22 protein-coding genes are annotated in these 24,870 nt (G+C 45.8%); 20 read left to right on the top strand and 2 right to left on the bottom strand.

Annotation, left to right across the window (positions count from 1 at the left end; all coding sequences use genetic code 11):
- Positions 1–46: 46 nt before the first annotated feature.
- From AC2UZJ_RS01110 to trmD, 10 genes are all read left to right on the top strand, one after another.
- The gene (locus AC2UZJ_RS01110) at positions 47–415 is read left to right on the top strand and encodes a hypothetical protein (protein WP_486948276.1); all 369 of its coding nucleotides are present in this window, start codon (positions 47–49) and stop codon (positions 413–415) included.
- Between the two features lie 18 nt (positions 416–433).
- Positions 434–2,173, top strand: coding sequence for an ATPase, T2SS/T4P/T4SS family (locus AC2UZJ_RS01105; protein WP_486948275.1), 1,740 nt, complete (start codon positions 434–436; stop codon positions 2,171–2,173).
- Complete coding sequence (locus tag AC2UZJ_RS01100; RefSeq protein ID WP_486948274.1) at positions 2,166–3,266, top strand: hypothetical protein; 1,101 nt, start codon at positions 2,166–2,168, stop codon at positions 3,264–3,266. The genes AC2UZJ_RS01105 and AC2UZJ_RS01100 overlap by 8 nt, the downstream gene beginning before the upstream one ends.
- A gap of 38 nt (positions 3,267–3,304) precedes the next feature.
- The gene (locus AC2UZJ_RS01095; protein WP_486948273.1) at positions 3,305–3,856 is read left to right on the top strand and encodes a type II secretion system protein; all 552 of its coding nucleotides are present in this window, start codon (positions 3,305–3,307) and stop codon (positions 3,854–3,856) included.
- Between the two features lie 29 nt (positions 3,857–3,885).
- Positions 3,886–4,938, top strand: coding sequence for a hypothetical protein (locus AC2UZJ_RS01090; protein ID WP_486948272.1), 1,053 nt, complete (start codon positions 3,886–3,888; stop codon positions 4,936–4,938).
- A 106-nt stretch (positions 4,939–5,044) separates the two neighbouring features.
- Positions 5,045–7,669, top strand: coding sequence for an alanine--tRNA ligase (gene alaS / locus AC2UZJ_RS01085; RefSeq protein ID WP_486948271.1), 2,625 nt, complete (start codon positions 5,045–5,047; stop codon positions 7,667–7,669).
- Positions 7,670–7,679: 10 nt separating this feature from the next.
- The gene (locus AC2UZJ_RS01080) at positions 7,680–7,919 is read left to right on the top strand and encodes a sulfurtransferase TusA family protein (protein ID WP_486948270.1); all 240 of its coding nucleotides are present in this window, start codon (positions 7,680–7,682) and stop codon (positions 7,917–7,919) included.
- A 146-nt stretch (positions 7,920–8,065) separates the two neighbouring features.
- Positions 8,066–8,326, top strand: coding sequence for a 30S ribosomal protein S16 (gene rpsP, locus AC2UZJ_RS01075; RefSeq protein ID WP_486948269.1), 261 nt, complete (start codon positions 8,066–8,068; stop codon positions 8,324–8,326).
- A gap of 35 nt (positions 8,327–8,361) precedes the next feature.
- Complete coding sequence (gene rimM, locus AC2UZJ_RS01070; protein WP_486948268.1) at positions 8,362–8,988, top strand: ribosome maturation factor RimM; 627 nt, start codon at positions 8,362–8,364, stop codon at positions 8,986–8,988.
- Between the two features lie 13 nt (positions 8,989–9,001).
- A complete protein-coding gene (gene trmD, locus AC2UZJ_RS01065; RefSeq protein WP_486948267.1) occupies positions 9,002–9,757 on the top strand; it encodes a tRNA (guanosine(37)-N1)-methyltransferase TrmD in 756 nt (251 codons plus the stop codon).
- Between the two features lie 33 nt (positions 9,758–9,790).
- Here the strand turns inward: trmD and AC2UZJ_RS01060 are convergent, their stop codons facing one another.
- A complete protein-coding gene (locus tag AC2UZJ_RS01060; protein ID WP_486948266.1) occupies positions 9,791–12,265 on the bottom strand; it encodes a penicillin acylase family protein in 2,475 nt (824 codons plus the stop codon).
- 280 nt (positions 12,266–12,545) lie between these two features.
- Positions 12,546–15,395, bottom strand: coding sequence for a valine--tRNA ligase (locus tag AC2UZJ_RS01055; protein WP_486948265.1), 2,850 nt, complete (start codon positions 15,393–15,395; stop codon positions 12,546–12,548).
- 158 nt (positions 15,396–15,553) lie between these two features.
- Between AC2UZJ_RS01055 and ndk the strand changes: the two genes are divergently transcribed.
- From ndk to hfq, 10 genes are read left to right on the top strand one after another with little or no spacing between them, the layout of a single operon-like run.
- Positions 15,554–15,979, top strand: coding sequence for a nucleoside-diphosphate kinase (ndk, locus tag AC2UZJ_RS01050; protein ID WP_486948264.1), 426 nt, complete (start codon positions 15,554–15,556; stop codon positions 15,977–15,979).
- A 33-nt stretch (positions 15,980–16,012) separates the two neighbouring features.
- A complete protein-coding gene (rlmN, locus tag AC2UZJ_RS01045; protein WP_486948263.1) occupies positions 16,013–17,164 on the top strand; it encodes a dual-specificity RNA methyltransferase RlmN in 1,152 nt (383 codons plus the stop codon).
- A complete protein-coding gene (locus AC2UZJ_RS01040; RefSeq protein WP_486948262.1) occupies positions 17,161–17,655 on the top strand; it encodes a helix-turn-helix domain-containing protein in 495 nt (164 codons plus the stop codon). The genes rlmN and AC2UZJ_RS01040 overlap by 4 nt, the downstream gene beginning before the upstream one ends.
- Positions 17,656–17,657: 2 nt before the next feature.
- The gene (ispG, locus tag AC2UZJ_RS01035; RefSeq protein WP_486948261.1) at positions 17,658–18,935 is read left to right on the top strand and encodes a flavodoxin-dependent (E)-4-hydroxy-3-methylbut-2-enyl-diphosphate synthase; all 1,278 of its coding nucleotides are present in this window, start codon (positions 17,658–17,660) and stop codon (positions 18,933–18,935) included.
- Between the two features lie 16 nt (positions 18,936–18,951).
- Positions 18,952–20,241: a histidine--tRNA ligase gene (gene hisS / locus AC2UZJ_RS01030; RefSeq protein WP_486948260.1), complete on the top strand. Its 1,290-nt coding sequence runs from the start codon at positions 18,952–18,954 to the stop codon at positions 20,239–20,241.
- An 8-nt stretch (positions 20,242–20,249) separates the two neighbouring features.
- The gene (locus AC2UZJ_RS01025) at positions 20,250–20,900 is read left to right on the top strand and encodes a YfgM family protein (protein WP_486948259.1); all 651 of its coding nucleotides are present in this window, start codon (positions 20,250–20,252) and stop codon (positions 20,898–20,900) included.
- A 3-nt stretch (positions 20,901–20,903) separates the two neighbouring features.
- Positions 20,904–22,061: an outer membrane protein assembly factor BamB gene (gene bamB, locus AC2UZJ_RS01020; RefSeq protein WP_486948258.1), complete on the top strand. Its 1,158-nt coding sequence runs from the start codon at positions 20,904–20,906 to the stop codon at positions 22,059–22,061.
- The gene (gene der, locus AC2UZJ_RS01015) at positions 22,058–23,422 is read left to right on the top strand and encodes a ribosome biogenesis GTPase Der (protein ID WP_486948257.1); all 1,365 of its coding nucleotides are present in this window, start codon (positions 22,058–22,060) and stop codon (positions 23,420–23,422) included. Before bamB ends, der begins: the two co-directional genes overlap by 4 nt.
- A 9-nt stretch (positions 23,423–23,431) precedes the next feature.
- Positions 23,432–24,520 (top strand): histidinol-phosphate transaminase, encoded by a 1,089-nt coding sequence (hisC, locus tag AC2UZJ_RS01010; RefSeq protein ID WP_486948256.1) that lies wholly within the window; start codon positions 23,432–23,434, stop codon positions 24,518–24,520.
- Positions 24,521–24,573: 53 nt separating this feature from the next.
- A complete protein-coding gene (hfq, locus tag AC2UZJ_RS01005) occupies positions 24,574–24,810 on the top strand; it encodes an RNA chaperone Hfq (RefSeq protein WP_486948255.1) in 237 nt (78 codons plus the stop codon).
- Positions 24,811–24,870 lie beyond the last annotated feature (60 nt).

The raw sequence follows: 24,870 nt of genomic DNA, 5'->3' as shown, positions 1-24,870 counted from the left end.
AGGGTTAAGGTTTGGGCTGGGAGTAAGCCTTTTTTTGTACAGCCTGATGCCGTTGCAAGCAGAGATACATAACGCGCAGAGCTTAGTCGAACAGCAACAATTAGTACGCGATCTTATTGCTGCGGAAAATCAACTATTGCAAACACCAAAAACTGCCAAAACGACACCAGTTAAGACATCCAAGGTGCCAAGTTATGTTGGACCTGATTTAGAACTGCGTGCGGTGTATGGCGTAGGTCCACGTTTGATCGCGGAGGTGAGTTTTAGAGGGGAAAGATATTTATATCTACGAGGGCAAAGCTGGCCTATGGGAGATCCTCAAGGCCGTAGTCAATTACGGCTTTTGGAAATATCAAGTCGTTGTGTGCGTTTGGCGCATAAAGAACAGCATTTTGATGCGTGCGTATCACCCTAAGAAAATAAGGAGTTTTTAATGCTAAAACGATTTATCACCCGTTTAAAAGAACCCCAACCGGTATTAACTAGGCCATTGGATTTAGGCGAGCAACCATTACACATAAGCAGTCAGCAAGATATTCAACGATTGCAGCCGGCATTACAACAGGTGCTGGCATATGAGTTTAATTTAGGCGAATCAGCTAGCCGATTATGCCCTGTGCTTTTGGCAGATCAAAGTGTGGCGATTTTTGCCGTAGCGGAACAAGCCGTTGGGGATGCCATACAAGCCTTGGCAGTGCGTATTCAGTCTCAAGGTTATGTTTTAGCTCAACCTGCCCGATACATATTAAGCGTGACTTTATTGCTTGAGCTCATACGCGATCCGACGCTTCATGTCAATGCGATAGGGCGGTTAGGGGTGAGTCATGCCGCCCCTTGGTCACAGGCGGATTTATTTAATGCATTTTTAGATATTGTGCAGTGGGGAGTACAAAATCAAGCCAGTGATATACATCTAAATATCTTTATAGAAAAAGAATTGTCAGAGGTGCGATTCTCTATAGCGGGTCGTTATATTTGTCCTTTGAAATATCAAGGCATTAGTACGCAGTTTTTACAAGATATGTTGTCAGTGGCATGGATGAATATACGGGGTGGGAATGGAGCGGTTTTTGATCCTTATAAAGAACAACAAGGCAGTCTGTCTTGTGACATTGCAGGTCAAGCCATTATGTTGCGCTGGGGAGCTTTAGCGGCTGAGTTTGGGCCTAGTGTGTGTTTACGTATATTGCGACGTGACGCCAGCCAAGCCTTACCCACTTTAGAGCAATTGGGTTATTTACCCGCCCAGCAGCGGTTATTACAACAGGCTGCCTCCAGCGATGGCGGTGCCATTATTTTTTCTGGAGCAGTAGGCTCCGGTAAATCTACCACTTTGGCTTCTTTGGTTTCCTCTTTGCCTGCCTGGAGAAAGGTGATCAGTATTGAAGACCCCGTTGAGTACCTCATACCCAATGCGGTGCAGGTGTCACTGAGTCGTGATCTAAACCAGACTTCGCATGATGCCTTTGCCACTAAGCTCAGAGCCTTAAAACGTTCTGCTATGAGCGATGTGCTTTTAGGGGAGATACGTGATGTGGAAACGGGCAGAGCTTTTACTGATTTATCGTCCTCTGGTGTGCGTCTTTACACCACGGTGCATGCAAATAGTGCCTGTTTGGTGCCTGCCCGTCTTAATTCCGATTTTATTGCCGTGTCTATGGACTTATTAGCTGCACCGGGAGTGCTGCGGTTAATAGTGCATCAGTGTTTGTTACCTAAATTATGTACGCATTGTGCGTTGCCTTTGTTGTCTATGCGTGCTTTTCCTGCTTATGTGAGCTTGCATTTGTACAAGGGGTGCACAGTTCAGCAGTGGTTAGAGCGATTAGAGCAATTAGTAGGCCGGCAGGGCGTAGAGGGTATGCGGATACGAAATCCGTATGGGTGTGGGCAATGCGCTCAAGCAGAAGTGAGCGAGTTGCGCGGCTGGCAAGGGCGCATTGTTTGTGCCGAGATATTAGACCCAGCACGGGTGCCAAATTATTTGTCCAGTCTTAGACAACAATCTCAGCTGCAGCAGGTATTAGATGAGGCCAAGTGGCCCGATATTCGTAGTAGTGCTTTGGCGCAAAGCATGCGGGGCTTGATAGATCCTTTTGATGTAGAAGCTTATTTCTCCCTATTTAGTACGCCAGTTTGGAAAACCCTACATCTGGAGAGTTTAGATGCGTAATTATGGCGCAAAAATCTTGCGTTTTTTTGATGAGTGGGAGTTTAAAAAGCAGCAGGCTGATTATTTTCTTTATGTTAGTCAGCTTTTACAAGGCACCCAAGGTCAATACACGGTGCGCTCTATATTTGCTGCCGATGCGCAACGTTATGGTCGTCGTCATTATAGGGGGCGGCTTGCCGCGTATTGGCTAAGCCAATATCAACAAAATGGCGGTAATTTAGCACTTACTTTGCGACATGTATTGAGCGCGGATGCGTGGTTGTTAATAAAAATTAGCCAAGATCATGGTGACCAAGCTTTATTGCAAGCATTAAATACCTTAGCGCAACAATTAGAAGAACAAAAACAATTTAAAGGCTTATTGGTACAACTTTTTTGGCCAGTGATTTTTGCGGTGATTTTATTATCAGCCATGTTGTTTTTAATACCTTGGTTTACGGTACCGCAGCTACAACAAACTTTTTATGCCGTACCGGAAGAGTTGTATGGGCCACATGCCCAGCGATTATTTTCCTGGTCACAGTTCACGCAGCACTATGGTCTTTGGATAGTGCTAAGCCTGGTTTTATTACTATTTTTAATAGTGGTTTCGCTATCACGTTATAGCGGACGTTGGCGTCGTTATTTAGATGTGTTGGAGCCATGGCGAAGTTATAAATCATTACAGGCGTTACGCATGCTGGTGCTGCTGAGCTTATTACTACAAAACGCCTCGCAGCAGCTTCGCTTAGCGCAAGCCTTGCAGCTTATGCAAACTAGTCCCAACCCTTGGTTACGTCATCACTTAGAACACATACAGAAAAAAATTATGCAGGGTGAAACAGGAGCTTACAGCTTTGATGTGGGCTTACTGACTAAAGATTTAGTGTGGTTTTTAGCTGATATGGAGCTGAGCCAAGGTTTAACTAAAGCTTTGCATTTAACCACCTTGCGTTTGCATGCGGTGTTAGCTAGGCGCTTACCGCTACAGGCACAAGTGTGGCGTTGGGTTGTTTTATTAGGTTGTGTAACAGCATTACTGCTAATAGGAGGTTGGCACTATGTGGTGATTGATGAATTAAGACAAGCTTTATTGATGATGTATGCAAATTAACGAATTATTAATAGATGGCTAGTTTTGAGGAGAAAGTAATGATTGCTGTAGATAAAAACCGTAAACAGCGCGGATTATCGCTTATAGAAGTGTCAGTGGTAAGTGCCATTGTGTTGTTACTCGCCATTATTGGCATTCCGGCTATAAATGGCTTTGTAATTGAAAATAGAGTTCCTAAAGTGGGGGAAGGAGTGGCTCGTTTTGTGGTAAGCCATACGGTAAACACCCCTGTTTTTGAAGAAAAGCCCTATAACTCAGTGAACAATCAATATTTTATTGATCAACTCGATGACTCAACGGTGTTTAATGTGGATAGTCAAAATAACTCTACCCGTATTTTGCATGGTTTAGGTAAAAATGGTGAAGTGGTCTTAACGGCCCAAGAGGAGGGTTCGCAGTTAAAAATAACCTTTGATAAGGTGCACCATTCAGCTTGCCCGGGTTTAGCCTCAGTGTTACAGCGAGTAGCGAGCAGCATTAAGGTGGAAGAGGTTTATGTGAAAGATGACACTATTTCTTATAGCGCTATAAATACCAGACAGCAGTGCAAAAAAGGAGATGTAAATACCTTTGAGTTTATTGTGGCTTAGCTTGCTGAGCATATAAAAAGGAAAACCTCATGCACAAACAGCACGGCTCTCTATTGCTAGAAGTCACCATTGCTTTATTTTTACTCATATTGATCGCTGCGGGTAGTGTGTCGTATCTGCAGAAACGGGCAGATAAACTACAAACCGAAGAACTCGCTAGTTGGATGTTAGGAGTGCAAAAAGGTGTGCAGCATTATTTAGATGCTCATAAGGAGTTAATCACAACAGAGGGTATAAATCTGACGGTGACCGTAAGTGATTTAAAAGCGGAAGGTTTTTTATCCGCTGCCTATCCTGAAAAAAATAAGGTTGTTATCCGTTTGTTGCAGGAAGAGCCGTGCTCCGAAGGTGCTTGTCATGTGCATGGGGTGATTTATACAGAGCAGCCTTTACTCAATAAAAAAGGCACATTTAACGCTGAGGTTGTGGCACACTGGCGTCAGAAAACCGCAGGCGAAGGGCTTATAGTGAGTCCGCAACATAGTGGTTGGTTGAGTGGGGGGCGGCTACATTTGGAAAACAGCGCTCATAACTTTGGCCAGACATTGCCTGTAGGAACGGTAGCGCTTTTAGCAAGTACCAGCTCTGAAACGGCCGCTTATGCGCAACTGGACCCTGATACAAACCCTCATTTCCAAACAGATCTAGATGCTGCGGGCAATATTCATTCCGATCAGGATCTCTCTGCGGGGCGCTATTTATTGTTACCCCATACGGAAAGCCCCAATACCAGCTGTGCTCCTGTTGGTGCAGTTACCCGGGGTGATGACAAACAAGGCTTATTAGTTTGTGAAGAAGGAAAGTGGATTCGTGCGGCAGCTCAGAGTGTAGATCTAGAGCCAGAGCTCGCTATAGTGGAGCCTTTAACCCTAAGGCGAATGTTTGAGCTCTTATGGGGTAAAAGCCTTCCTCTCCATGCTGGCGGGTATTTTTTATCTCTTGAAAGTACCCCCAGCAACAGAAGCTGTGTAGGGCGTAATCCTATTACTAAAGTCTGTGCTTGTAATGCCGGTACTAAAAGCCGCTTGCTTGATATTTATCCCGTTGAGACGCGTGCTACTTTACAGTTATATGGATGTTGAGCTGGACAAAGTCGTGGCAATGAGACGGCATGTATTGAGAAAGTTAGGTATTTAAGACAACAGTTACTATAATAAGCTATTACTTATTTTTCTCGCTCTGCTGTCAATGAAAACATCCGAAATTCGTCAGAAGTACTTATCTTTTTTCCAAGAGCGCGGCCATGAAATTGTGCCCTCTTCTTCTTTAATTCCTACTAATGATCCCACGTTGTTATTTACTAATGCGGGCATGGTGCAATTTAAAGATGTGTTTACGGGCAAAGAAAGCCGACCGTATCAGCGTGCCACCTCTTCACAGCGTTGCGTACGCGCTGGAGGTAAACACAATGACTTAGAAAACGTGGGCTATACGGCGCGCCATCATACCTTTTTTGAAATGCTAGGTAATTTTAGCTTTGGTGATTATTTCAAAGAAGATGCCATAAAATATGCGTGGGAGCTTTTAACGCAAGTGTATGGTCTGCCTGCAGAAAAGTTGTGGGTCACGGTTTATATAGAAGACGATGAAGCCTTTGATATCTGGCATCAGCAAATAGGTGTGCCAGCTGAACGTATTATTCGCATTGGCGATAAGGGCGGGCGTTACCAGTCTGATAACTTCTGGCAAATGGCCGATACGGGTCCGTGTGGCCCTAGCTCTGAAATTTTTTATGACCATGGCCCTAGCGTTTGGGGTGGTGTGCCAGGTTCAGCCGAAGAAGATGGTGACAGATACATAGAAATCTGGAACTTGGTTTTTATGCAATATGACCGCGATGCAGATGGCACCTTGCATCCGCTTCCTAAGCCCTGTGTAGATACTGGTATGGGTTTAGAGCGTGTGGCCGCTGTATTACAGCAAGTGCATTCTAATTATGAGATTGATCTCTTTCAGCATCTTATAAAAGCAGCCGCTAAGGCCACAAACACCACAGACCTTACTCATGATTCTTTAAAGGTGATTGCGGATCACATTCGTGCCTGTGCTTTTTTAATTATTGATGGTGTTATTCCTAGCAATGAAGGCCGAGGTTATGTGTTGCGCCGTATTGTGCGTAGAGCCCTACGTCATGGGTATAATTTAGGGCAAAATAACTCGTTTTTTTATCAATTAGTGGCTGCCTTAGCACAAGAGATGGGTGACGCTTACCCTGAGCTAGTACAAAACCAAGCCCGTATTGAGCAAATTTTGCAGCAAGAAGAAGCGCGTTTCCGTGAGACTCTTGAGCACGGCATGAAAATTTTAGAATCTGCTTTAGCCGCATTACCTGCTAAAGGGGTTTTAGATGGTCAGACTTTATTCACTTTGTACGACACTTACGGTTTTCCCGTAGATTTAACGGCAGATATTTGTAGGGAGCGCGATGTAGAGGTAGATCTTGATGGCTTTGAGCAAGCCATGAATCGTCAGCGTGAAATGGCTAGAGCCTCTGGCAAATTTAAAGTGGCTGCTGATTTACGCTATGAAGGCGTAGAAACACAGTTCGAAGGCTATGAGCACTTAAGCAGTCAAGCGACTATCACCGCTTTATATGTGGATGGTTCGGCCGTAGATACGGTTGCAGCCGGTCAAGAAGCCGTAGTGGTGTTAGATGTGACTCCCTTCTACGCTGAATCCGGTGGGCAAGTGGGCGATACGGGTCACCTTAGCAGCTCTGAGGCTCGTTTTGTGGTAGCTGATACGCAAAAAATACAACCTAATGTATTTGGTCATCAAGGCACCGTAGAGGCGGGCACCTTGTCTGTAGGTACTGCCGTTAACGCCGAAGTGGATAAAACGCATCGTCAGCACACCATTCGTAATCACTCCGCCACTCACCTTATGCATAAAGCTTTACGAGAGGTATTAGGAGATCACGTACAACAGCGTGGTTCACTGGTGGATGCTGAAAAAACCCGTTTTGATTTCACTCACGATGGCGCGATGAGTGCAGAGCAAATAGCACAAGTTGAACACATTGTTAATGCGGAAGTATTAGCCAATCAGCCGGTGGCAACACAGCATATGTCGTACGACGCAGCAATAACAGGCGGTGCTGTGGCTTTGTTTGGTGAGAAATACGAAGACGAGGTTCGTGTATTAGACATTGGCTTTTCCCGTGAATTATGTGGTGGAACGCACGTACAGCGCACCGGAGACATTGGTTTATTTAAAATTGTTTCCGAAGGCGGTGTAGCCGCTGGCGTACGCCGTGTAGAAGCCATTACTGGTGAAAATGCCTTGAAATGGGTGCAAGAGCACGAGAAAACATTACAGCAAGCTGCGGCCGCTTTGCGTACTCAGCCTGAAAAAATCACTGATCGCTTAACTCAATTGCAAACACAACTGCGTGAGCTAGAGCGGGAGCGCGATCAGCTTAAAGACAAACTGGCCTCCTCTGCAGGTCAAGATTTAGCCGCTCAAGCGCTAGAGCTCACAGGTGGAGTTAAATTGTTGGCAACCAATGTGTCAGGGGCAGATCCAAAATCGCTACGTACCACCGTTGATCAACTAAAAGATAAGCTGCAATCCGCCGTGGTGCTATTGGCTACGACCAAAGACGGCAAAATCAGCTTAGTCGCTGGTGTGACCAAAGACTTAAATCCTGGCATTAAAGCTGGAGAATTAGTGGGTTTGGTTGCTGGTCAAGTGGGGGGTAAAGGGGGCGGCAGACCTGATATGGCTATGGGTGGCGGCTCAGATGAGTCGGCATTAGCTGCGGCTTTACAGTCCGTACAGCCGTGGGTTGAATCTAAACTTGAAGATAACTAAGGATAATGCCATGACAAAAGAAATCTCTTTTGATGCCGAAGTAGATGCCAGTGGCCTCACATGTCCTATGCCTATACTGCGCACTAAAAAAGCCTTAGCTACACTGCAAAGCGGGCAGGTGGTAAAAGTCATCACCACCGATGCCCACGCTAAAGATGACTTCTATGCGTTTGCTGAGCAAACAGGTAATACCTTATTGGCCCAGCACCCCCATAATGACGCCTTAATTCATTATTTACGTCGTCGTTGAGTTCCTGCTTTTGAAACTGTTGCCTATTTGTTGCGCAAATTGTGTAAAATAGGTTAACAGTTTCCGCTAAGCGCGTCTTAGTGGTAAAATGTTTCGTTTGCTGTTTAATCTATTTATATAATTATCTTTTAAGGAAGGGATTATCAATGGTGATAGTTCGCCTAGCCCGTGGTGGCTCCAAGAAGCGTCCATTTTATACTGTAGTAGCCGCCGATTCTAGCGTCCGTCGCGATGGTCGCTTCATCGAGCGTTTAGGTTTCTACAATCCTGTAGGTGGCGAAGGCCAAGAAAACCTGCGTCTACAATTAGACCGTATCCAATACTGGGTAGATAACGGTGCTCAGCTTTCTCCTGCTGTAGCACGTTTAGTTAAAGAGCATACTAAAGCTCAAGCTGCTGCTGCTTAATTAATTAGTTCGTTATCAGAGGTTAAAGCGTCATCATGTCCATACCAGAGCACAGCATAGAATTCCCCGATGATCTTATCGAGGTGGGACGTGTGCTGTCTGCCTATGGTTTACGCGGTTGGGTTAAGGTGCAACCTTACTCTGCCGAGGCCGACGTTTTACTCACTGCTAAAAACTGGTGGCTCCGAGCTCCCGTACCTCCCAACAGGTCACGTAGCTTAAAAACTGCTCCGGCGCAGTTATATACGGTTGTTAATTCCCGTCCTCACAGTGCTACTGTTGTAGCGCTGTTTCAGGGTTTTGATAATCGTGATCCAGCCGAAAAGCTTAAAGCGCATACTGTTTGGGTTTCGCGTGCGGATTTTCCTGCCGCTGACGAAGACGAGCATTACTGGGTCGATTTGATTGACTGCTTGTTGTATGGTGACCATAATGGCCAGTCCGTGTTGGTAGGGAAAGTGGTTAATGTATTTGATAATGGTGCTCACGCCGTGCTCGAATTACACACCGGTTCTCTAAACGATCAGGCCCAGTTTGTCGCGCATTCTGATACTAAAGAGAGGCCCATAGTAGAAATGGTGCCCTTTGTAGAAGCTTATGTGCATAGCGTAGATACCGATGCCAAACTGATTCATAGCTCTTGGCCTGTAGATAACGCTTAAGTTTATTTAATTAATGCGTTTCGACGTACTCACTCTATTTCCTGAGATGTTTGCTCCCTTTATTGATAATGGGATCAATGCGCGTGCGCGCCATAAAGGCATCTGGGATTTACACTGCTGGAACCCTCGCGATTACACGCATGATACGCACCGTACGGTAGATGGCCGTCCTTATGGGGGTGGTCCCGGTATGGTGATGTTAGCTGAGCCGCTAGATGCTGCCTTAGATGAAGCCTTAGCAGCTCGTGGTACCGCTTCTGATCTGCCCGTAGTATTAATGAGCCCCACAGGCCGTCGCTTTAATCAAGCTATGGCTCAAGAGTGGGCGGAAGGGGAAGGGGCTGTAATTATTTGTGGCCGTTATGAAGGCATAGATCAACGTTTCATAGACGCCCGTGTTACGCATGAGGTGTCTATAGGTGATTTTGTATTATCAGGTGGCGAAATCGCTGCCTTGGCTATCATTGATAGCGTGGTACGCTTATTGCCAGGAGTGCTTAATGATAAACACTCTGCCACTTTTGATTCTTTTCATACAGGCCTAGACGGCCTCTTAGATAGTCCGCATTACACACGTCCCGAAGTCTATAAAAATCAAGCCATTCCTGGTGTTTTAAAATCTGGCAATCACAAAAACATAGACCGCTGGCGCCGTGAACAATCCTTACGTCTCACGGCCCAACGCCGTCCTGACTTAATTCATAAAGCCCGTAAAAAGGGCTTGTTGACTAAGTGGGATGAGGCGTTTTTGGCGGGGTTGAAAATATAAATATCAGGCAATACCTAATATTCCCAGCATGGTTTAATTTTTTATTATTAAAATAGTATGTTCAGTCATTTCTTGATTAATAACATCAAGCTCTGTGGCGACGTTTTTACATTCAAAATTCTCATACATTTTTAGTTGATCTTCATAATGAGGACTCCGTTTTCCATCGCGGCCTATGAAGCCACTTTGCCCGGGAGGCATTGCATCACAAAATTCAACGGCATTCTTTGTAAAAACAATACGGTTATTTTCTGTACCTCGGTTTTGATAACCTGTGAATTCGAACGTATTGTTTTTAATGGTTTGCGGGGTACCCGTAAACATGTTTGAGTTAAAACGGTGCACAGAGGTTGGTAGAGTCCATGCGCTAATCTCTTCACCTTGTTCTTTACTTAGGCGAGCATAAGTGTTTTCTAGAGCAAGCTGCATAGCGTCTAAAGGGTTAGTATCTTCAAATATAGAGTAACGACCGGGCTCAGGGTTAGCTTCTAGGTCTAAAGCACGTAGTAACACCTTAGTTCCCATGCTTAAGTTGGTTGAGCCCGGGTTAGGGCCTTCTGCTGTCATAAAGCCAGTTTGGGTGTAAGCCGGTTGATGTGCTTTAGGTATTATGGGAGCTAATAGAAGTTGATACATCTCTTCTAACCATGTTTTGAAAATCACTCTACCTGCATCGGCATTATTGCCTTTTTTATCGGTTTCGGAGCCATCCCAACTTATTAGTTTTTCGGTCATGGCATAGGCGGGACTAGTGCGTGGGAGTTGTGATTGTACTTTTTCTAGATGGGGAGAAAAATAACGCCAGTTTACATCTTGGTATGAGGCTGTTTTATTAAAATCCCATAATTCTTTTAGACTGAACTGTTCTTTTTCATCGTACTGTACGTTTAATTCATTAACTCTATCGCCGTAGGACCAAAAATAGGTATCGGTATTTGTTTTATCTGGACTAGGTTTATTATTCCAATTACTTAAGTAACCTTGGTTCGGATTGTAGGCCTTAGGAATGGCTTCAAAATCTAGTATACCTTCCCACTCCATAGAGCCATCACCTTTGGCGGGAATGCGTATATCTTGATTGACAGGTCTTTTAGGTAAGTAGCCCGGTGATACATAGCCAATATTGCCATTTTTGTCAGCGTAGTACCAGTTAATGGTGATAGCCATCTTTTCTGCTTGAGTTAAGAAATCATCCCAGTTTTGAGCTTTTGCTACATTTAACCAGGCTAATAAGGATTGCACCTCGTAACCATCCCAGCTACGTTTTTTACTATAGGCAACTTGATTTTCTTCATCAAAATCCGTGATCAAGCCGTGTGAGGTACTCCAGACGGAAATAATAGTGTCTTCATCTTGGCCCCGAACATGTATGCGTTCTTTACGTTCTTGCATAGGGTGGTATTTACCCTCGAAGAAATACTGATGGTTATTAGTCGGATGTAATTGCTCTTGATAAATATCAACTACATCTTGGGGGCCTGCAGTAGCACCCCAAGCGATGTTGCTATTTGTGCCAAATAAAATAATGGGATATGCAAATGGTGTATTTCCAACTACATTAAACCCTGCACCATGCAATCCAATGCCGTACGTGTAGCTCGGATTATACCAGCCAAATTGTGGACCATTAATTAAGATGGTGGCGTTTTCTTTAACTCGATGAGGTTGGGTTGCCCATAAGTTACTGGCCTTAGGTGAAAAGTCAGGACCTAAGCCTCCCCAAGATTGTTGCTGTCTAACTTGTATTTTTTCTAGAGCCGTATTTGAAACTTCGGCTAAAGATATTGAGTGGACTGTGTGATTTTGCAGAGATAGAGGGCTAGAAGCAGGCACTGTGGTAGGGGATTTAGGATCATTAATCCAACGTAGCTCATTAAAAATAGCTTGCCCTTTTTCTTTGCCGTGTTGTTTTTCCAAGTCTTGCAGTAAATGTAAGGCACTAACTTCAAGGTTAATATCGGAGAAACGGTTTGCCATTGAACCTACCCAAATCATAATCACATCAAAACTAGTTAAGGGGGTAGGGTCAAAGTCGAAGTCTATATATTCCTTAGGCAGTAAATTTGGGTTTTGCTTTACTTTTTCTAGGTAAGCATTAAAACCGGCTGCATATCCTTCAAAGATGGCGAGCTCATCTTCAGTTAAAGCATTAATTTGTTTTTGAATGGAGGCGGGCGTGAAGTTTTTCCGTACGGAAATATCATAATTTAAATATTCATTATTATCTCCTGCTCCTAGTACTTCAGCAGTTCTGCCGGTAAATGATCGGCGTGACATATCTATTTGAAATAGTCTGTCTTGTGCTACTGCATATCCATACCCATAAAATAATCCATAAGTATTATCCGCAAAAACATGTGGTACACCGTATGAATCTCTTTTAATTTCCACAGATGTAGGTGATACAGGATCTAGATTGGTAGTAGAGGCATTTATTGAAAAAGCCACTGAACTGGTTAGAATTATGCTGAGAGCAAGAGCGGTTTTCTTTAGTGCAGAATAATGCATTCTGTGTGCGTCCTATGAAATTAAATTTTTGATTTTAGTCATTCAAATTCAAAGTACCGCTATCACTAACCGACTGGCAAGTCAGGGGTTTTACTTATAGAGTTTTTAGGTGATTAAAGGGCAAAGAAGGGTGAGTATTGGGCATGGCCCAATACCTACTGGTGATAGCGCCACCACCGCAACCAACTCCCCCGTAGAGATCGGGCCACGCCCGATCTAATCATCGAACCACCCGCCGGAGTATTGCCTGTGCCCCCATGTATTGGGCATGGCCCAATACCTACAGGCGGGCCAACTGCTGCTCCACCTTCTCCAGGGTCTGCGTAAAACCAGCCAGACGTTCACGCTCTTGCTCTACTACCGCCGCAGGTGCGCGTTCTACGAAGCCAGCGTTGCTGAGCTTGCCGGTGGCTTTGGCGATTTCACCGTTTAAACGCTCAATCTCTTTGTTTAAGCGGGCGGTTTCGGCCTCCACGTCAATTTCTACATGCAGCATCAGCTGAGTGGTGCCTACCACTTGTACTGGCGCACCTAAATCGGGTAGGGCTTCGTGCAATTCCACTTCAGCAAGCTTGGCTAAGGCTTTGAGGTAAGGAGTGTTGCGCTGCAGCATTTCGGTGTTACCTTGCGCTAGTAGCGGTACACGTTCGGCGGGCTGTAAGCCCATTTCACTACGTAGAGCGCGAATGGCAACCACTTGGGCTTTAAGTTCCGAGACTTGCTTTTCGGCGTCTTCGTCTAGGCGATGTAATTGCGCGGTAGGATAAGGTTGTACGCTGATGCTGACTTCTTCACCCTCAGAGCGCTTGGCGGCAACAATAGAAACCTTTTGCCATAATTCCTCGGTAATAAAAGGAATAATAGGGTGCGCTAAACGCAGTACGGTTTCTAAAACTTCCAGTAAGGTGCGGCGTGTGGCGAGCTGTTGGGCCGCATTGCCTTGTTGCAGCTGCACCTTTGCCATTTCCAAATACCAGTCGCAGTACTCATCCCAAACAAAGTGATAAATAGCATTAGCAATATTATCAAAACGATATTCGGCAAAGTTGCGTTCTACGGATTGAATTAAACGTTGTAGTTGGCTGCGAATCCAGTTATCAGCAGCAGAAAACTGCGTGGCAGCACACGGCTGCATGAATGGCTGCTGGGCTTCGGTATTCATTAACACGTAACGCGTAGCGTTCCATAATTTATTGTTAAAATTACGGTAACCTTCACAACGCTTTAAATCGAAGTTGATATTGCGCCCTAAGGTGGCATAAGCGGCCATGGTAAAGCGCAAGGCGTCTGTGCCGTACATGGGTATGCCATCTGGGAAATCTTTGCGCGTTTGTTTAGCAATACTGTCAGCTTGTCTGGGATTCATGAGCCCAAAGGTGCGTTTTTTCACCAAGCCTTCAAGGTCAATGCCATCAATTAGATCCACGGGGTCAATGGTGTTACCGCGTGACTTACTCATTTTCTTGCCTTCCATATCGCACACTAAGCCGTGTACATAAACGGTATGGAAAGGGATTTGGCCGGTCATGTGCATACTCATCATCACCATACGGGCTACCCAGAAGAAAATAATATCAAAACCAGTTACCAGCACACTGGAGGGTAAATATTTGGCAAGATCAGGTGTTTTTTCTGGCCAGCCTAAATCGGTAAAAGGCACTAAGGCGGAAGAAAACCACGTGTCTAAGACATCTTCATCGCGGCGCAGTGGCCCAGTAATACCCGCGGCAGCGGCTTTTTCTTGAGCTTCAGCTTCATTACGCGCCACAATGATTTCACCGTTTTCTGCGTACCAGGCAGGGATTTGATGCCCCCACCACAGTTGACGGGAAATACACCAGTCCTGAATGTTGTTCAGCCACTGATTGTAAGTGGTGGTCCAGTTTTCCGGTACAAATTTAACTTGGCCATTCGCTACTACCTCTAAGGCCACTTCGGTAATGCTTTTGCCTGGATTTAAACTGTCTGCAGGAGCCGGTTTACTCATAGCCACAAACCACTGGTCTGTCAGCATGGGTTCAATCACCGTATTAGTGCGATCGCCCCGTGGCACCATTAAAGTGTGGGGTTTAATGCTTTGCAGGGCATCGATGGCTTCTAAGTCTGTGACGATTTGTTTACGCGCATCGAATCTATCCATGCCTCGGTATTTCTCAGGCGCATTGTCATTGATTTTGGCATCTAAACTCAGAATGCTGATTTTCTCTAAGCCATGGCGCTCGCCTACGGCATAGTCATTAAAATCATGGGCAGGTGTGACTTTTACTACGCCAGTACCAAATTCTTGATCTACGTAATCATCAGCAATAATAGGTATCTCCCGGCCTACTAGGGGTAGGGTGGCGGTTTTACCAATCAGATGTTTGTAACGCTCGTCTTCAGGGTGTACCATTAAGGCCACATCACCCAACATGGTTTCAGGACGAGTGGTGGCGACTACCAAGTGCGTTAAGTCGCCGCTGGCTTCCGTTAAGGGGTAGCGAATCTCCCAAAGATGGCCTTGCTCTTCGGTGCTTTCCACTTCTAAGTCGGATACTGCCGTACCTAGTACTGGGTCCCAGTTAACCAAACGCTTACCACGATAAATTAACCCTTGCTCGTAGAGGCGCACAAAGCTTTCCGCTACGCCACGGCTCAGGTTTTTATCCATGGTGAAATATTCACGCTCCCAGTCACACGATGAGCCTAGGCGGCGGACTTGTTGGGTAATGGCATTGCCGGACTCTTCTTTCCATTCCCACACTTTTTCCACAAAGCGTTCACGGCCTAAATCATGGCGGGAAACGTTTTGTTCTTCTAGCTGGCGTTCCACCACAATTTGCGTGGCAATGCCAGCGTGGTCTGTGCCAGGAATAAATGCCGTATCATAGCCTTTCATGCGATGGTAGCGCGCTAAACCATCCATAATGGTTTGGTTAAAGGCGTGACCCATATGTAGCGTGCCCGTGACATTAGGTGGGGGGCACTGGATGACAAAAGGCGAACTAGAACCATCTGCAGCCGTTACATGCTGGCCACTAGAAAAAAGGCCAGCTTGCTCCCACTGAGCATAACGCTGGTTTTCAATATCTTGCGGTTCAAAGCTTTTTGCAAGCTGATCGAGTTGGGTGGTGTTGGAAGAATTGGTCATTTAAAAATTATAAGTTGAAAAGCAATATCTTAACGTGCAGCACGAAGCTGTAGGCATGTTAAAATACTTGGCTAAGTAAAAAATATCAAACCCGTTTTGTCATTGTTGTGATGCCTGAGGCAATCACAACACCATTTTTGTTTATACTAGGATTTTACATGGCTATTGAACGTACTCTATCTATTATTAAACCTGATGCGGTTGCTAAAAACGCTATCGGTCAAATTGTTGCCCGCTTCGAGGCAGCTGGTCTAACTATTGCTGCGGCCCGTTTAGTGCAGCTATCACGCGCTGAAGCTGAAGGTTTCTACGCCGTACACAAAGAGCGTCCTTTCTTTAACGATCTAGTGGAGTTCATGATCTCCGGTCCGGTATTTGTACAAGTGCTAGAGGGCGAAAACGCTATCGCTAAAAACCGTGAGCTCATGGGGGCCACAAACCCCAAAGAAGCCGAAGCCGGTACCATTCGTGCAGATTTTGCTGAAAGCATTGATGCCAATGCCGTACACGGATCCGATGCACCTGAAACAGCTGCTGCTGAAATTGCCTATTTCTTTGCTGAAACAGAAGTTCACAGCCGCTAATTCCTAATTGCTCTCAAAGCACATCAAATCATTATGTCAGAAACTCGTACGAATATCATGGGTTACACGCCCGAACAGCTAATAGAGCTTGTTGCCCAATGGGGAAACAAGCCTTTTCGCGCTAAGCAGCTTCAACGTTGGATTCACCAACGGGGGGAGGCTGATTTCGAGGCCATGACCGATTTGGCGCGTGGCTTTAGAGAGCAGTTGGCAGAGCGTTGCTCAATTTGCGCCCCTAGCGCGCATCTTGAGCAACGCTCTGCGGACGGAACCCGTAAGTGGCTATTTGATGTAGGCCAAAATAATTCCGTAGAGGCCGTGTATATTCCCGAAGAGGAGCGCGGCACTTTATGTATATCTAGCCAAGCAGGGTGTACCGTGGCGTGTCCATTTTGTTCTACGGGCTACCAAGGCTTTAATCGTAATTTAACTGCCGCAGAAATTATAGGCCAGTTGTGGTTCGCTCGTGATGAGCTTCGTAAGGACCCAACCGCAGCACGAGTAGGTGATAATCCTCAGCCCATTATTGATGACCGTTATGTGACTAACGTGGTGTTTATGGGCATGGGTGAGCCATTGTTAAATTACGATCAGGTTCTCACGTCATTGCGCTTAATGCTGGACGATAATGCTTATGGCTTATCCAGAAGGCGTGTCACAGTTTCTACCTCCGGGGTAGTACCCATGATGGACCGTTTAGCGCGAGACTGCCCGGTGGCATTAGCGGTCTCACTGCATGCGCCTAATGATGAGCTGCGCGATCAATTAGTGCCTTTAAACCGCAAACATCCTTTACGCGAGTTAATTGCATCATGTAATAATTATTTGCAGCATGCGCCTCGTGATTTCATCACTTTTGAATATATTATGCTCGATGGTATTAATGACCAGCCTGAGCATGCTGCGCAGTTACTTGAAATTGCTAAGCAGGTGCGGTGTAAATTCAACCTTATTCCTTTTAACCCTTTCCCTCAATCAGGCTTAAAACGTTCACCACAAAATGTGGTGCGTGATTTTGCCCAACGTCTACAAGATGGTGGTGTGGTAACTACAGTACGTAAAACGCGCGGTGACGATATTGACGCCGCTTGTGGTCAGTTAGCGGGTGATATTCGAGACCGTACCCGTATTCGCGAACGCCTACCTCAGCAGGGAACCATAATGATTCAACCGGAGCGAGCATGAGTTCATCTCCCTCTAGTGCAGAGCTAGAGTCTACCCCCTCCAATCCATCCAGTCAGATAGGTGTTTTTGTCGCCGAGTTACGCCAAGCACGCGGTTTAAGTTATAACGATGTGTCCGCTCGTATTAAATACTCCGTATTACAGCTGAAAGCTTTAGAGCAAGAAGACTGGGCGGCCTTGCCTAGTGGAGTGCCTTTGCGCTGGATGGTGCAAAGCTATGCGCGTTATTTAGAAACCGATGAAAACGTCCTGTTAGACATGCTAGAGGCTGCAAATCAAGGCTCACGCCCCCCCAGCAGTGTAAATAGAGATGTACGCAAAGGCGCGGACTGGAGTGATACCGATATGCCTTTATATTCTGATACAGCACCCCGTTCTTGGGGCTGGCTTATTGTTATTGCCGCCTTGTTGTTCGTCGCCTTGTTTTATGCATTAGATCAGGGGTGGATTCCCGAAAACTGGTTGATTTTTGATTGGCTAAAAGAGTTTTGATCATGAGTGACTTATTTGATTTTGCGGCTTCTGGTCGTGCAGCACTGCCCGTAGGGGCAGCAAACCGTAAGCCAACTCGTAGCGTAGCCGTTAGTTGGGGCGCTAATCGAGTGCTCATAGGTGGTGGCGCCCCGGTAGTGGTGCAATCCATGACAAACACAGATACCGAGCTAGCTATTGATACGGCGATTCAGGTTAAAGCGCTGGCACAGGCAGGGTCGGAGTTAGTGCGTATTACTGTTAATACACCGGCTGCAGCCAAAGAAGTACCGTTGATCCGTGAGCAATTAGATCGTATGGGGGTGGATGTACCCTTGGTGGGCGATTTCCACTATAACGGCCATAAATTGCTGACTGATTATCCTGAATGCGCGCAAGCCCTGTCTAAGTACCGCATTAATCCCGGTAATATGGGGGGCGGTAAACGTAGAGATGATAATTTCGCGCAAATGATTGCCGTGGCCGCTAAATACAATAAACCCGTACGTATAGGGGTAAACTGGGGCAGCCTAGACCATGAGCTGATGGCAAAGATGATGGATCAAAATGCCGCACGTAGTCAGCCATGGGAAGCGCAAGCCGTTATGCGTGAAGCCTTAGTGGTCTCCGCTATTAGTAATGCGCAACGTGCTGAACAGTTAGGCTTAGATCCCAATGCCATTGTTTTGTCCTGCAAAGTCAGTCATGTACAAGACCTCATCACGGTGTACCAAGATTTATCTGCTCGTTGTGATTATCCCTTACATCTAGGGCTTACAGAGGCAGGTATGGGTAGTAAAGGCATAGTGGCTTCCACGGCGGCCTTGTCCGTATTGTTACAGCAAGGGATTGGCGATACTATACGTATTTCCTTGACACCGGAGCCCGGTGGAGATAGACGTCAAGAAGTGGTGGTGGCTCAAGAGATTCTACAAACCATGGGGTTACGAGCCTTTACCCCTATGGTGGTGGCTTGTCCGGGTTGTGGTCGTACCAGCAGCACGGTATTTCAAGAGTTAGCCAATGATATTCAAGCCTATTTACGTGAGCAAATGCCTACATGGCGTGATCAATATCCGGGCGTAGAAAATATGAATGTGGCGGTCATGGGCTGTGTGGTTAATGGTCCTGGTGAAAGCCGTCATGCTGATATAGGTATTAGTTTGCCTGGCACAGGTGAAACCCCAGCCGCTCCGGTCTATGTGGATGGTGAGCGTGTGGTGACCTTAAAAGGCGAGACCATTGCTCAAGAGTTTCAACAAATGGTGCTCGATTACGTACAAAAACGGTACGCTTCCTAGTTAAGAAGAGATAGATATGTCGAAGTCGAAGTCTGTGCAAAAACTTCGTGGCCTAACAGGCATGAAGGATATACTTCCCGGGGAAAGTGCCCAGTGGGAGCAGTTAGAACAAGTCGTGCGTCAATGGGTGGCCAGTTATGGTTACCGCAATATGCGTACCCCGGTGTTGGAATACACGCAGTTATTTGCGCGTGGCATTGGTGAGGTTACCGATATTGTAGAAAAAGAAATGTACTCTTTTACCGATGCGTTAAATGATGACAAACTCACCATGCGCCCAGAGTTTACTGCGGGCATAGTACGCGCTTGTATAGAGCATAATATGCTTTATGATAGACCGCATCGCGTTTATAGTATTGGTCCGGTGTTTAGACATGAAAGACCGCAGCGCGGCAGATTTAGACAGTTTCACCAAATAGACGTAGAAGCACTAGGTTTGCCAGGTCCAGATATAGACGCTGAGCATATTATTATGCTGGCACGTTTATGGAAAATACTCCGTCTAAATGATATACGCTTAGAAATTAACTCTTTAGGTCAACCGGATGAGCGTGCTGCGCATCGTGAGGCGTTAATTACGTATTTAGAGCAACATACAGATGTATTAGATGAAGAAGCCAAACGTCGTATGTATGTGAACCCATTACGCGTTTTAGATACGAAAAATCCTGCTATGCAAGAGATGGCAAATAATGCGCCTAAACTTTTTGATTATTTAGGTGCTGAATCCTTAGCTCACTATGAAGGTGTATGTGCACGATTAGATGATGCGGGAATTAGCTACACCTTAAATCCTCGTATGGTGCGGGGGTTGGATTACTATAATCTCACAGTATTTGAGTGGGTTACAGATCGCCTTGGTGCTCAAGGCACAGTATGTGGCGGTGGCCGTTATGATGGCTTGATGGAAGTGTTGGGAGGTAAGCCAGCACCAGCCACGGGTTTTGCTATTGGTATAGAGCGTCTTTTAGATCTTTGCCAGCAAGACCAAGAGCCGGATCCGGTGCCTGAATGTCAGGTATATATGACGCATCAAGGTGATGCAGCTCAACGTCAAGCCATGATTTTGGCAGAGCAGTTACGCGACGCAGGCTTAGATGTGTTAGTGCATGCAGGTTCTAGGGGTTTTAAGTCACAGTTCAGGCGTGCGGATGCCAGTGGTGCCGTAGTAGCTGTTATTTTAGGCGAGAATGAAATCCAAGCGCGTTCTGCTAGTGTGAAATGGCTGCGTGCCGATGATGCTGAGCAGCCACAGCAAAGCATCGCATTTGATCAACTGGCTACCTATTTGCAATCAAAGGTTTAATAATTACTATGGCATATGATGTAGAAGAACAGGAAAAGCTAGACGCCATTAAAGATTGGTGGGATAAAAACGGCACCAAAATTATAGTTTTAGCTGTGTTGTTTGCGGTGTCAGTGTTGGGTTGGCGGGGCTATCAATGGTATGAGCAGCATCAAGCCACCAAAGCCATGGGGTATTTTGAGGCCTTAGAAGTTGCAGCCACACAAAACTCAGAGGAATCTAAGACGCGCATACTGGCAGCTAGTGAGGTTTTACGCACCGATTACCGCCAATCGGCCTATACAAATCGTGCGGTGCTGATTGCTGCTCAAGCGCTTATGCAGCAAGGTGATTTAGAAGCAGCAAAAGAACAACTGCAATGGTTAGTAAAAAACAGTACGGAGTCTGCTATTACAGATGTGGCGAAGTTACGTTTAGCCGGCGTATTGCTTGAGCAGGCGGATTATAAAAATGCCCTTGAGCAAATTCAAGCACCTAGTGCCGCCTTTAAAGGCTTGTATGCCGATAGACGGGGGGATATTTACTATGCCCAAGGTGAGCTTGATCAGGCGCAGACCGAGTGGCAGCAAGCCTTAGTCGCACTAAATGGCTTGGCTTATACTCAAATCGTGCAGTTAAAACTAGATGCTCTAAGCGCAGATAAAATAACTAAGGAGTAACACATGGCCCTGCTACTGAATAAACAATCCCTTAAACTTGCTGTAGCTGCTTTCAGTTTAGCAGCGCTTAGTGCTTGCTCTTTGTTTGCAGATAAAAACCCGCGCTTTGAGCCCGAGCCCTTAGCTGAGTACGAAGCACAAACCAATGCTAAGGTACGCTGGTCTACTTCAATAGGTAAAGGGTCAGGCTTTGCCTTTATCCCAGCTGTAGCCGGAGAGAGTGCTTATGCCGCCACCCCATCTGGTCAGCTTAGCAAAATTAATTTACAAACAGGTCAGGTGAGCTGGTCTAAAACCGTAGCCAAACGATTATCAGCAGGGGTAGGTACAGATGGGAATGTGATAGCAGTAGCAAGCCCCGATGGCTCGTTGATTGCCTATGATAATGCAGGGAATAAGCTGTGGGAGGCGCAAGCTAGTAGTGAAATTAATGTGCCACCAGCAGTAAGCGATGGCATTGTAGTTGTGCGTAGCTCTGATTACCGTATCCAAGCTTTTGATGCTCGGAATGGTGAGATTATTTGGAGTTTGCAACGTCCAGGTCCTGCGTTAGCATTAAAGACCAATATCAAGATGGAAATCTTTGATGGCATGGTGATTGCAGGTATGCCCAATGGCCGTCTAATGATTATTGATGGACAAACGGGTGCTGTGCAATGGGAAGGCATCGTGTCGCAGTCTAGAGGTGCCACGGATCTAGAGCGTATTAATGATGTGGTGGGCGCCCCAGTAGCAGCTGGTCCTTTATTATGTGGCTCTTCCTATCAAGGGCGTATTGTGTGTTTTGACGTAAGCCAAGGGGGCTTTCCTGTTTGGGCGCAAGATTACTCTACTACCACCGGTATAACCACAGATGGTCAGCTGCTATTTGGCTCTAATCAACGTGATGTGGTGACAGCCTTTTCTTTAAGTGATGGGGCTACCATTTGGTCGCAAGAAGGTTTACGGAACCGCAAATTGTCTGGTCCGGCAGCCATTAGTAATCAACTAGCGGTAGGCGATTACGAAGGGTATATTCATTTTCTTTCCCGCAGCGACGGCCGCCTTTTAGGGCGTGTACGTATCGGTTCGGGTGCTGTTGTTTCGCCATTAGTTGCCACCCAGTATGGGGTGTTAGCTCAAAGCGGTAATGGCAATTTAGTATTGGTTGATATCAATTGACAAGCTTTGCTTTTAAACCAGTGGTTACCATTGTTGGCCGTGCCAATGTGGGGAAGTCCACCTTATTTAATCGTTTAACTCGCTCTAGGCAAGCCCTTGTGGCCGATTTGCCCGGCTTAACGCGTGACCGCCATTACGGTGAAGGTCGCATGGGAGGGCGTCCTTATCTGGTGGTAGATACCGGAGGTTTTGAGCCGGTAGTAAAAGAGGGCATAGTGCGTGAAATGGCACGTCAAACGGAACAAGCAATTGCCGAGTCTGACGTGATTATTTTCCTTGTAGATGCCCGTGAAGGTTTAAATCGTCTTGATTACGACATCGCTAATTTATTGCGTCGTAGCGGTCAGCCCGTGTTGCTAGCTATTAACAAAGCCGAAGGTATGCGTTATGGCACGGCTGGTCTAGAGTTTCATGAGTTAGGCTTAGGTGAGTCCTTTTTAATATCTGCCTCCCATGGTGATGGTGTAGGAGAGCTCATTGAGGCGGCTTTGGCTCATATCCCTGAAAGCGAGCCCGAAGAAACGCTTGAGTTTGATCCGGAGGCTCCAGAAGCAGCACACGAGCACCGTATTAAACTAGCCGTAGTAGGACGCCCAAATGTAGGTAAGTCCACTTTTATTAACTCCCTTATGGGAGAAGAGCGCGTCATTGCCTTTGATAAGCCTGGCACCACACGTGATGCCATTGAGATTGAGTTTGATTACAAGGGTACGCCTTATACCTTAATTGATACGGCAGGTCTACGTAAGCGTGGTAGAGTATTTGAAACTATTGAGAAATTTTCTGTCATTAAAACCTTGCAGGCTATTGAGGCGGCAAACGTAGTGCTTTTAATGCTAGATGCGTCTACAGAGATTTCCGATCAAGATGCCAGTATTGCCGGTTTTGTTTTAGAAACAGGCCGTGCCGTGGTGGTAGCGATTAATAAATGGGATGACCTAGACAGCTACAAACGTGAATGGGCCAAGCGCGAATATGCACGTAAATTACGCTTTTTGGATTTTGCTAAAGTGCAAACTATTTCTGCTTTAAAAGGTCAAGGCATTAATCACGTTATGCGCGCAGTGAAAAGTGCGCATGCAGCCGCCTTTAGACGTATGTCTACGCCTAAACTCACGCGTGTTATTCACGATGCCGTTGAACAGCAACAGCCTCCACGTCAAGGTATATTTAGACCCAGAATGCGTTATGCGCACCAAGGTGGTCAAAATCCGCCTATTGTGATTGTGCATGGCTCAGGCTTAGATGGGGTGTCTGCCAGTTATAAGCGCTATTTAGAAGGGCAAGTGCGTGAGGCCTTTGATTTAGAAGGTACGCCCTTGCGCGTAGAGTTAAAGTCATCACATAACCCCTATGTTTAGGAGAGCTCTTTGAGTCGATTTTGGAGTGATCATATTCAGGCATTGCAGCCTTACGTACCGGGTGAGCAACCCACTGAAAAGCTACTAAAGCTCAATACAAATGAGCATGCTTATGGGCCGTCACCTAAGGTGTTTGAAGCCATCACAGCTGTAAATAATGATAGTTTACGTTTATATCCAGCCGCAGATAGCGGTGTATTAGCTCAAGCCATAGCTAAGCTACACGGTGTAAATACAAATCAAGTATTTTTAGGAAATGGCTCAGACGAGGTATTAGCGCATATATTTAATACGCTATTTTTACGGGCAGGTCGTCCCGTATTAATGCCAGACATTAGCTATAGTTTCTATAATACCTACAGCGCCTTTTTCAAAGTGCCGGTAGAAATTCAGCCTTTGTCTGAAGACTTCAGCATTAAGGTGGCGGATTACACCAAGCCACGTGCCATTGCACCAGCGGCGATCATTTTTGCTAATCCCAATGCGCCTACTGGTCTGGCTTTGTGTTTAGCAGACATTGCCACTATTGCCGAAGCGAATCCTGATTCCGCAGTAGTGGTTGATGAGGCTTACGTAGATTTTGGTGCGGATTCTGCTTTGGCACTGCTTAATGACTATAACAACATTGTAGTTATACGCACCTTGTCAAAGTCGTATGCGTTGGCAGGTTTAAGAGTGGGTTATGCGGTGGCTAGTGCAGAAATTGTGGCAGGTTTACAACGTGTCAAAGACAGCTTTAACTCTTATCCTTTGGATACCTTAGCTCAAGCAGGGGCTTTAGCCGCGATCCAAGACCAGTCGTATTTTGATGCGAAGCGCCATGCTATTATGCAAAGTCGTGAAAAGCTGACAAAAGACTTACAAGACCTGGGTTTTATGGTTTTACCATCGAAAACAAATTTTGTTTTTGCACGTCATAAAACACTGGCTGGAATTGATATATATCAAGGGTTGAGAGAGCGCGGGGTGTTAGTTCGTCATTTTCAGCAACCCAGAATTGAGCAATTTTTACGTATAACCGTAGGTACACCTGAACAATGCGCTACACTAGTAGCAGCATTACGCGTTATATCTAGTAAAATAGATTTAATAGATTAAAATAAAAAAGCTATAAATTTAAATAACATAACAACATATTTGGAGTCTCGCCAATGAGTAACAAAGGGCAGATATTACAAGACCCGTTTTTAAACGCCCTACGCAAGGAACATATCCCTGTTTCTATATACCTTGTGAACGGTATTAAATTGCAGGGCCAAATTGAATCTTTTGATCAGTACGTTGTCTTACTACGTAACACCGTTACCCAAATGGTGTATAAGCACGCTATTTCCACGGTAGTACCAGCACGTCCTGTCAATTTAAAATCGGACGAAGACACTGAATAAATTGTCAATTATCTCTTTGCATACAGCACCCGCTCAGACATTTTATATGTCTAGCGGGCA

The sequence above is a fragment of the Paenalcaligenes sp. DL 309 genome (genome assembly GCF_057475285.1).
This window is presented reverse-complemented; position numbering and strand designations above follow the sequence as displayed.

Excerpts from the sequence above, each read along its gene's own strand:
- trmD (WP_486948267.1), top strand. The coding sequence starts at position 9,002 with ATGCGTTTCGACGTACTCACTCTATTTCCTGAGATGTTTGCTCCCTTT.
- AC2UZJ_RS01040 (WP_486948262.1), top strand. The coding sequence starts at position 17,161 with ATGAGTTCATCTCCCTCTAGTGCAGAGCTAGAGTCTACCCCCTCCAAT.
- rpsP (WP_486948269.1), top strand. The coding sequence starts at position 8,066 with ATGGTGATAGTTCGCCTAGCCCGTGGTGGCTCCAAGAAGCGTCCATTT.
- hfq (WP_486948255.1), top strand. The coding sequence starts at position 24,574 with ATGAGTAACAAAGGGCAGATATTACAAGACCCGTTTTTAAACGCCCTA.
- alaS (WP_486948271.1), top strand. The coding sequence starts at position 5,045 with ATGAAAACATCCGAAATTCGTCAGAAGTACTTATCTTTTTTCCAAGAG.
- AC2UZJ_RS01055 (WP_486948265.1), bottom strand. The coding sequence starts at position 15,395 with ATGACCAATTCTTCCAACACCACCCAACTCGATCAGCTTGCAAAAAGC.
- AC2UZJ_RS01060 (WP_486948266.1), bottom strand. The coding sequence starts at position 12,265 with ATGCATTATTCTGCACTAAAGAAAACCGCTCTTGCTCTCAGCATAATT.
- ispG (WP_486948261.1), top strand. The coding sequence starts at position 17,658 with ATGAGTGACTTATTTGATTTTGCGGCTTCTGGTCGTGCAGCACTGCCC.
- AC2UZJ_RS01095 (WP_486948273.1), top strand. The coding sequence starts at position 3,305 with ATGATTGCTGTAGATAAAAACCGTAAACAGCGCGGATTATCGCTTATA.
- AC2UZJ_RS01090 (WP_486948272.1), top strand. The coding sequence starts at position 3,886 with ATGCACAAACAGCACGGCTCTCTATTGCTAGAAGTCACCATTGCTTTA.
- AC2UZJ_RS01110 (WP_486948276.1), top strand. The coding sequence starts at position 47 with ATGCCGTTGCAAGCAGAGATACATAACGCGCAGAGCTTAGTCGAACAG.
- ndk (WP_486948264.1), top strand. The coding sequence starts at position 15,554 with ATGGCTATTGAACGTACTCTATCTATTATTAAACCTGATGCGGTTGCT.
- hisS (WP_486948260.1), top strand. The coding sequence starts at position 18,952 with ATGTCGAAGTCGAAGTCTGTGCAAAAACTTCGTGGCCTAACAGGCATG.
- rlmN (WP_486948263.1), top strand. The coding sequence starts at position 16,013 with ATGTCAGAAACTCGTACGAATATCATGGGTTACACGCCCGAACAGCTA.
- AC2UZJ_RS01080 (WP_486948270.1), top strand. The coding sequence starts at position 7,680 with ATGACAAAAGAAATCTCTTTTGATGCCGAAGTAGATGCCAGTGGCCTC.
- rimM (WP_486948268.1), top strand. The coding sequence starts at position 8,362 with ATGTCCATACCAGAGCACAGCATAGAATTCCCCGATGATCTTATCGAG.
- bamB (WP_486948258.1), top strand. The coding sequence starts at position 20,904 with ATGGCCCTGCTACTGAATAAACAATCCCTTAAACTTGCTGTAGCTGCT.
- AC2UZJ_RS01100 (WP_486948274.1), top strand. The coding sequence starts at position 2,166 with ATGCGTAATTATGGCGCAAAAATCTTGCGTTTTTTTGATGAGTGGGAG.
- AC2UZJ_RS01105 (WP_486948275.1), top strand. The coding sequence starts at position 434 with ATGCTAAAACGATTTATCACCCGTTTAAAAGAACCCCAACCGGTATTA.
- AC2UZJ_RS01025 (WP_486948259.1), top strand. The coding sequence starts at position 20,250 with ATGGCATATGATGTAGAAGAACAGGAAAAGCTAGACGCCATTAAAGAT.